Consider the following 7,624-nt stretch of genomic DNA (forward strand, 5'->3'; position numbering starts at 1 on the left):
AAACCCATTTGATTTTGTCTATTCTCAAAGCATATTGGACTCTAACGGTTTTCACGTAAATTGTATGTTCTTTTTTTAACAAAATAAAGATCATCGCTTTTAAGATTTGAAATTGTTCTCAAAAAGTGCGAGATAATGTTGACGGTTTTTAGCAGAGGAGTTTTGCTGTGCGCTTAAACACTAAGATATTTTCATCGGTAAGTACCAAGTCATTCATTTTTGGCTCTGTCATTGTGACGGCATGTGCCGCTTTTGTGTTCACAGGTTTTGGGAGCTTAAACCCTGGAAACCTCTTTGGTCTCGACCCCAACACGGCGGCTCAAGTCGGCTCAGAAAAAATTGAAATGCAACAGTTTGCCGCCGTGATATCATCGCAACTCTCTGCCGACGCGCCTCCCGAACAGCGTAAAGCCATTGTTCAGCAGGTTATCCAGCAAATGATTAAAGAAAAAGTTCTGACCGAACAAGCAAAAAAAATGGGCTGGTCCGTAAACGATATCGAAATGAGCACTCTTATTCGAAGTATCCCCCAATTTCAAAATCCACAAACCAAGCAATTTGATTTTCAAACATTTAAAAAATTTATCGCAAGTCAACAAATGTCTGAAATTGCTTTTTATGACATGGTAAAACAACAACTTGAAGTTCAAAAATTACGAAGTTTACTGAATTTACCTAGTCCTTTACCAAGTAAAGCAGCCGAAATACAAAATAAAATTAATAATACGGAATTTAATTTACAATACGCTCTGGTCTCTCTTCCCGATGCCGCATTAAAAGAAAAAATTGCGGAAGAAGCTAAAAAATATTCTGAAGACAAAGCAAATCAATCTAATTTAAATAATTTATTTATAAATACTAAAAATCAGTACCAGCAAAAAGCACAAGTTAAAGTACAATCCATTTTAATTTCATACAAAACAGCACAAAGAGCACAAGGTGATGCCCTCAAAAGAAGCCAAGAAGATGCTAAGAATCTTGCCAATGAAATTGAAAAGAAATTAAAATCCGGTTCCGATTTTTCAACTCTTGCTTCACAAACAAATGATGATATTGCTGCAAAAAATAATAAAGGTAATATCGGTTACGTTGATGAAACAAATATCGACAACAAATCAGCACAAGCTGTTTTAACTTTGAATGCACAAAATCCAATTTCAAATATTATTGAGACTCCATTTGGTTACCGTATTTTCAAATTTATGGAAGGCAAACCTGCTGTTTCTAAAACATTTGAAGATGTTAAATTACAGCTTGCAGAACAGCTTATTGGCAATCAAATCAAACAAAAACTTGATCTTGAATTACAAAAAAATATCACAGACGCTATTGCTGCAAAAAATATTTCAAAATTAAATTCACTCCTTGCTGAAAATAAAATCACTTGGCAATACATTAATAAGCTGTATAAGGTAACTGATTCTTATATTAGTGAACTTGGCACGGCAACAAATCTTGCTGAAAATGTATTTTCATTAAAAAATCCCGGCGACATTATTCCAAAAACAATTGATTTTGGAACAAAAAAGGCAATCATTAAACTTGTCACCATTACAAATCCAAAAGAATCTGCAGAACAACTCGAAAGCTTGAAAAAACAAGCGATGAATTCCTCTAGCCAAGAATTCGCCGCAGCAAGTGAAGAATCTTTGGTTAAAAGTTATGAAAAAAGTGGTAAAATAAAAATCAATCCCGTCCTTTTAAATTAACAAGATCAATTTTTAAGAGGCAAAAAGGCTACCCCCGATTTCGTGAAAGGTAAATATTTTGCAAAGCGAAGTTGACGTTTATATTATTCAAAAACAAACAACTCTGGAACGCTATACAAAGCGTACATTAAATGTTGATTTTTTTGATTACTTGGAAAGGGATAAACAAAACCCCGTTCCTCTCCAAGAAGCTCATAAAGAGCATTTAAAAAGTAGAAAAATATTAATTAAAGCTCTTGAAAAACATTCACTGAGTTATAAAATCTTCAATTTAGACGAAATTTCTGAAAATAATTTCTGTTACTTTAGCGATAAATGTGAGAAGTCAGGTTTAAATCCAAAAAAAAAGCTCGTCATTTCACTTGGTGGTGATGGAACACTCTTACATGCGAGTCACCATGTTGGAGGAGATGTTTGCCTTCTTGGTATCAACTCATGTCCCGAACACTCCGTAGGCCATATGTGCCCCATTGTTCCTAAGTATATTGAACAGGCTATAGATTGTTTTGTGAATCATAAATTTAAAACCACATCGGTTCGTCGCATTAAATTAGAAGTTTCGCGAAAACAAATTCTTCCCCTCGCCTTAAATGATGTATTACTTTGCAACCGCCACCCTGCTGCCACAAGCCGTTATCAAATTTCTATTTGCTCCCATAACGAACAAAAAGAAATCGAATCCGAAAAACAACTTTCAAGCGGACTCTGGGTTTCCACTTCGGCCGGCAGTACCGCCGCCATTTCGTGCTACGGATTTGAAAAAGCTAGTATTAATTCCTCAAATATGTTTGTTGCCGTGCGCGAACCCTATACTCCACGCAACGAAAATTTAAGTTTGCAAAAATTTAGCTTAAACGGAGATGAAAAATCACTTTTATTTTTTTCTCGAATGAGGCAAGGACTTGTGTGCGTTGATGGACCTGATTCCTGTGGACATCTTGGTTTTGGAGATACTGTTCACATGAGTTTACCAGACGAATGCTCGATAAAGCTTATCCTCGACTTTTTAGGCAAAGTTCCGACCTTTCCATTTGATAAGCCAGAGTGAAATGATTAGTGTAAAAGAGTTAAAAGGAGGGCTTAACAAAAAATGAAGCACCATAATTACGGAAATGAATTTTATATTACGACAAAACAAAAAGAACTCGTGGCTTGGGCACGCAAAAACTCACTGTGGCCTTATCCCTTTGGCACAGCTTGCTGCGGAATCGAATTGATGTCCGTCATGGGTCCTAAATATGACCTTGCTCGCTTTGGTGCCGAAGTCGTTCGTTTTTCTCCCAAACAGGCAGACCTGCTGATTGTAGCAGGAACCATAACTGAAAAAATGGCTCCCGTTATCAAACGCATATACGAACAAATGCCAGAACCCAAGTGGGTCATGTCAATGGGAGCCTGCGCTTCTTCCGGTGGTTTTTACAGAGCTTACCACGTGGTTCAAGGTATCGATAAAGTGATTCCTGTTGATGTTTATATTCCTGGTTGCCCTCCCACTCCCGAAGCCGTTCTCGACGGTTTTATGCAACTACAAGATAAAATTCAAAAAGAAGCAAAAGAATCCCCTCGAGATCAAGGTGAAAGTGATTCAAAATGAAGGATGATAAGCTTCGCATCCTCATTATTGAGGATGACAGAGATCTCAATAACCTTCTCAAGTACACACTCGAATCGTCAAATGACTTTGAAGTCAAATCTCACTTTGATGGCCAAGGCGCCTTCGAGCTTATCAGTCAATTTAAACCCGATCTTGTGCTTCTCGATGTCATGTTACCAAATATTTATGGAACCGAAATTCTAAAAAATATTCGCGAAAATATTCAATCGGCAAGCACTCTTGTCATTCTTCTTACCGCACGCTCACAAGAAAAAGATAAAGTAGAAGGATTTGAAGCGGGTGCTGATGACTATATTACAAAACCATTTTCACCCCGCGAGCTTTTATTAAGGGTCAATGCACTGCTCAGAAGATCTCACACTTTAAAAAATCCAACTCAATTTTCTTCAAATCAAACCTCTTTACGAGACGATGAAAAAAATCCTTCTATTTCCCATGATAATCAAGAACAAGTTGTAAATAAAATGATCAGTGTGGGATCCATTAAAGTATATCCCGAAGAATTTAAAGTCACAGTTAACAATGAAACTGTTCCTCTCACGGCAACAGAGTATCAACTTCTTTTATTTTTAGCTGAACGTGTTGGCAAACTTCAAAGTCGAGAAGCTCTCTTACAAAAAGTTTGGGGATATGAAGGTCAAGTGAATACAAGAACTGTAGATACTCATATAAAAAGATTAAGACAAAAGCTAGGCTCTGCAGGAAGCATGATTGAAACAATTCATGGTTTCGGATATCAATTAATTGATTCTTAATTTTTTATTTTATGAATTGAGAATTAATCATCATCTAAAATATTTAATTTTTTTATGTCTTTCTGATCGTCAATCGAGCTAAATTCGTTATAATTTTGCTTAGGATCACAGTTCTCAGTACCTTTATCCGTTCCATTTAACATGAAACATGATTTTTTCTTAGAATTAATGCGCTGAATATCATAATTTCCATTTGATAAAACTCTAATATAAGCAGCTACAAATTTCTCCGAATTACTTAAGATAAATACTTTATCATTTTTACTAGAAAAAATAAGCACATCATCCTTTAAATAAGGGTATAATTCTCTTAAGTCTACAACTGAAATTAAATTTTTATTTGTATTTATGAAATTTCCATTTTCTAATTTATAAGCGTACATGGAATTGTAAATACGTACCAATTTTATTCTTGCTTCAGACTGTTGTCCCTTTGCTTTAAAAATTGATATTTTAGGCAACACAATAAAGGAAAGACACGCTATCAATACTATCATTCCTAAGATACCAAAGGTGGTGTATCCTGCAATTTTGTGAGTCTGATTAGATGATTTTTTTCTTAATAGCATAATGCCTTACCAATTCTTATTAAATATCAGACTCATCGTTGATTTTGCTATAAAATTAACCATTTTTATAAAAATAACCACTTATTTTTATCAACTTATTGTACTTATTACCCTTTTCGGATAGGATATTTAAAATTAGTAATGGATGGAAAAAATGCAGAGCAACTCTCATTTCAAAATTAGTGGGTGGGTATTACCTTGCGGCAATTGGATTAATTGTAACCCATGGGAACACATTAAAAAAGCCAAAGAAATTAATTATATTATTGAAAGCAAAGATAAAAATCAAAATCTACACCTACTATGGAACCATCCTGACGATGAACTCTTGCGGGCAGAACTTGCAAAAATTGGAATGATTAAGGTATGTTACAAACAAATCGACGCCGATTCTGTGACCCCTTCTCAACTCACAAAACTTCAAGAACTGTTTTCTCTCTGTTCTTTAGATGAAGATATTGAATTTATTGGAAGAATTAAACTAAAAATTCAGGTGCGGTTATTTTTAAAAATCAAAGATGTTGAAAGGTTAAATAGGCTTTATTAGTTTCATTTCGAATATGACTCCATTTTTTAAAATTACAAAAAAAATCCTAATTGCCGATACCTATATTGAATGAATTGTCTTAGTCATTTTAGCAATAAGGACTCTGAGATATGGGCAATTTTGATGTCACAGGTAATGAATTTAAAAAAATTAAAGAAGTCTATGTGAGTTACATTAAGGCATATAAAGCATTTAACAATAACTCAACAGAAGGCGCTACCAGTTTTGCAAATTTTTATATTTACAGAACTTATACTAGTAAATATTCTGATCCGAGAAAGTTTTTTATACATGCAAACAGATGATGTTAAAGGATAAAGAGTGGAAAAAGAGATATTATTCCATCAAGAATTGGAAAAAGAAAATTCAGAAAGTACCGTTGAAAAAAGTATCCAAAGATACAAAGATACAATTATTCCATTTTATAAGGCAAAAGGAGTTTCAGAACAATTTTTAGGTGTTGCTGATGTTGCGATTTCATGCCGCACTTTTCTTGCTCAAAATGCAACTGCTAAAATAATATTATGCACAGGATATAATGAATCCTATTTAAAATATTCTGAACTCATTATGAATTTATGCGAATCTGGATTTTCTGTATACTGTTACGATCATCGTGGTCAGGGTTTTTCTGGAAGATTTTTAAATCAAGAAAAAAGAGGATACGTTGATAAATTTGAAAACTATGTCGACGATCTTTGTTACTTTTTTGAACAAGTATCAGGCAGCCAAAAAAACGATCTCCCCATTTTTTTCATTGCCCATTCCATGGGTGGCGCCATTTGTTCTCTTGCTGTAAATGAAAAGAAAATAAACCCAAATGGAGTGATTTTAAGCGCGCCCATGCATGAAATAATGCTAACCCCCTATCATATTCTAGAAGTTCCAGTTTATGGAATTTTAAGTTTAATGTGTAAATTAAATTATGCTAATAAATATGCATTTGGACAAACAGATTGTATTCCATTTAGACCCTTTGAAGGAAATGATGTGACGCACTCAAAAGCAAGATATTCTGTTTGGCGCAAACATATCGATGAAATAGAGGACATGCAATTAGGCGGTCCCACATTTCAATGGCTAAAAGAAGCCGTTGGCGCATCAAGAACTTGCCGTAAACATTTCGCAAAAATGAATATTCCTATTTTACTTCTCCAGGCAGAAGTCGACACTGTTGTTAGAAATTCTGCTCAAGATATTTTTTCAAAAAATAATGAAAATTGTGAAAAAATTGTTTTAGAAAATTCTAAACATGAAATTTTAATGGAAATAGATTTTATTAGAAATAAAGCTCTAGATTACATTAAAAAATTTATAAATCAAAAAATAAACTCACCTAATAAATAATATTTCTCCTAATTAAACATATTAAATATTTTTTAGCATGTTTAAAAAGTAATTATTTATAATTTTAAATATACATAAAACTGCTATTTTTTAATAATATTTTAAGCACAATGTAATAACAATTATTGTATAATAAAACATCAGAATAAAACTTAGATATAAGATAATATTTACTTTAATTCTGATATTTTAGGATATTTTTGCCATAATATTGTGGCTGAGGTGTGTTATGTCTTTTATTTTAAGGTCATTTTTTATCTTTTCTCTGGGTACAGCACTAATTTCCTGTAGTAATTCAGATTCGTCTAAAACAAATCCAGATGCTAAATTAGCAACTGATTCAGCTGAATTGGGTTCAATTATAGTAACAAGATCTCCTGGTTCAGATTTAGCTCCGACGGCTCCACCAGCAGAAAAATATCCTGAAATAGGAGAATATCAAAGAGATAGTAAAAGTATAAAATCGCATAAAGATAGCTTAAAGAAAATTTTATTTATTGAAAATAACGAGGAAAAAATTGGGAATAATATGGTATTATATACTTTTCTTGATTTAACAAATGTTTCCGTGTCAGATAATATAACAATAGGTGAGACTATTTTTCCAAAGTACAATCAGCAAATTGCAATATTTAAAATATTTTATAATAAGTCTAATAAGCTAATTGCTTTTCAAAAATGTTCCGTTAAACTTGATTCATATAATTATGATTCATATTTAGATTTACAAATGTCACATAACAGTGAAATTAACACTGAAGGCGCAGCTATTGAAACAAAGGAGATTATAAATAAAAACGTATTTAATGATATTGAATTAAATCAAAATACATCTTTTCTTAATTCTACTTGTAAACAATTACATAACTTCCATATAAAAATTACGGTACATAATGATACGCGACCATTAAGTGGTGGTTTAAAATGGTTCAATGTAAATTTATCATATTATAATGATTATAAAACTAATCTTAAGCTTGATGCGCGCGAAAAAATTACTGATAAACTAGCTAGAGAATTTACTCCTTTCGAACAATATACACATATCTTTAAGTAAGGTATAAAAAAACAAAAAAAGCCCC

The 7,624-nt window shown here is 32.9% G+C and carries 9 protein-coding genes; 8 read left to right on the top strand and 1 reads right to left on the bottom strand.

All coding sequences use genetic code 11. From position 1 onward, the window contains the following. Positions 1-167 precede the first annotated feature (167 nt). Genes AXG55_RS09590 through AXG55_RS09605 form a run of 4 tightly spaced genes read left to right on the top strand, consistent with a single transcriptional unit; the run spans position 168 to position 4,079 of the window. Entirely contained in the window at positions 168-1,709 is a 1,542-nt protein-coding gene (locus AXG55_RS09590; protein WP_148697903.1) for a peptidylprolyl isomerase, read from the top strand. A gap of 58 nt (positions 1,710-1,767) precedes the next feature. Beyond that, a complete protein-coding gene (locus AXG55_RS09595; protein ID WP_233231126.1) occupies positions 1,768-2,757 on the top strand; it encodes a diacylglycerol kinase catalytic domain-containing protein in 990 nt (329 codons plus the stop codon). A gap of 42 nt (positions 2,758-2,799) precedes the next feature. Further along, positions 2,800-3,303, top strand: a complete 504-nt coding sequence (locus tag AXG55_RS09600) for an NADH-quinone oxidoreductase subunit B (protein WP_148697905.1) — start codon at positions 2,800-2,802, stop codon at positions 3,301-3,303. Then, the gene (locus tag AXG55_RS09605; protein WP_148697906.1) at positions 3,300-4,079 is read left to right on the top strand and encodes a response regulator transcription factor; all 780 of its coding nucleotides are present in this window, start codon (positions 3,300-3,302) and stop codon (positions 4,077-4,079) included. Before AXG55_RS09600 ends, AXG55_RS09605 begins: the two co-directional genes overlap by 4 nt. A gap of 23 nt (positions 4,080-4,102) precedes the next feature. On the opposite strand, the gene AXG55_RS09610 is transcribed toward AXG55_RS09605, so the two are convergent. Beyond that, a complete protein-coding gene (locus tag AXG55_RS09610; protein WP_148697907.1) occupies positions 4,103-4,648 on the bottom strand; it encodes a hypothetical protein in 546 nt (181 codons plus the stop codon). Positions 4,649-4,802: 154 nt separating this feature from the next. Between AXG55_RS09610 and AXG55_RS09615 the strand changes: the two genes are divergently transcribed. The 4 genes from AXG55_RS09615 to AXG55_RS09630 all read left to right on the top strand — a co-directional run bounded on the left by AXG55_RS09615 (position 4,803) and on the right by AXG55_RS09630 (position 7,599). Continuing rightward, on the top strand, positions 4,803-5,195 hold the full coding sequence (locus AXG55_RS09615) for a hypothetical protein (RefSeq protein WP_148697908.1): 393 nt from the start codon (positions 4,803-4,805) through the stop codon (positions 5,193-5,195). A 110-nt stretch (positions 5,196-5,305) separates the two neighbouring features. Next, on the top strand, positions 5,306-5,500 hold the full coding sequence (locus tag AXG55_RS09620; RefSeq protein WP_148697909.1) for a hypothetical protein: 195 nt from the start codon (positions 5,306-5,308) through the stop codon (positions 5,498-5,500). A gap of 16 nt (positions 5,501-5,516) precedes the next feature. Further along, on the top strand, positions 5,517-6,542 hold the full coding sequence (locus AXG55_RS09625; protein WP_148697910.1) for an alpha/beta fold hydrolase: 1,026 nt from the start codon (positions 5,517-5,519) through the stop codon (positions 6,540-6,542). A gap of 229 nt (positions 6,543-6,771) precedes the next feature. Next, positions 6,772-7,599 carry a hypothetical protein gene (locus tag AXG55_RS09630; RefSeq protein ID WP_148697911.1) on the top strand — a complete coding sequence of 276 codons (828 nt, stop codon included), beginning with the start codon at positions 6,772-6,774 and terminating at the stop codon, positions 7,597-7,599. The last annotated feature ends 25 nt before the right edge of the window (positions 7,600-7,624 follow it).

The sequence above is a fragment of the Silvanigrella aquatica genome (assembly GCF_001907975.1).
Taxonomy (GTDB): domain Bacteria; phylum Bdellovibrionota_B; class Oligoflexia; order Silvanigrellales; family Silvanigrellaceae; genus Silvanigrella; species Silvanigrella aquatica.

What these genes read in the sequence shown, in the direction of transcription:
- AXG55_RS09620 (WP_148697909.1), top strand. Translation starts at nt 5,306, where the DNA reads ATGGGCAATTTTGATGTCACAGGTAATGAATTTAAAAAAATTAAAGAA.
- AXG55_RS09610 (WP_148697907.1), bottom strand. Translation starts at nt 4,648, where the DNA reads ATGCTATTAAGAAAAAAATCATCTAATCAGACTCACAAAATTGCAGGA.
- AXG55_RS09630 (WP_148697911.1), top strand. Translation starts at nt 6,772, where the DNA reads ATGTCTTTTATTTTAAGGTCATTTTTTATCTTTTCTCTGGGTACAGCA.
- AXG55_RS09615 (WP_148697908.1), top strand. Translation starts at nt 4,803, where the DNA reads ATGCAGAGCAACTCTCATTTCAAAATTAGTGGGTGGGTATTACCTTGC.
- AXG55_RS09605 (WP_148697906.1), top strand. Translation starts at nt 3,300, where the DNA reads ATGAAGGATGATAAGCTTCGCATCCTCATTATTGAGGATGACAGAGAT.
- AXG55_RS09600 (WP_148697905.1), top strand. Translation starts at nt 2,800, where the DNA reads ATGAAGCACCATAATTACGGAAATGAATTTTATATTACGACAAAACAA.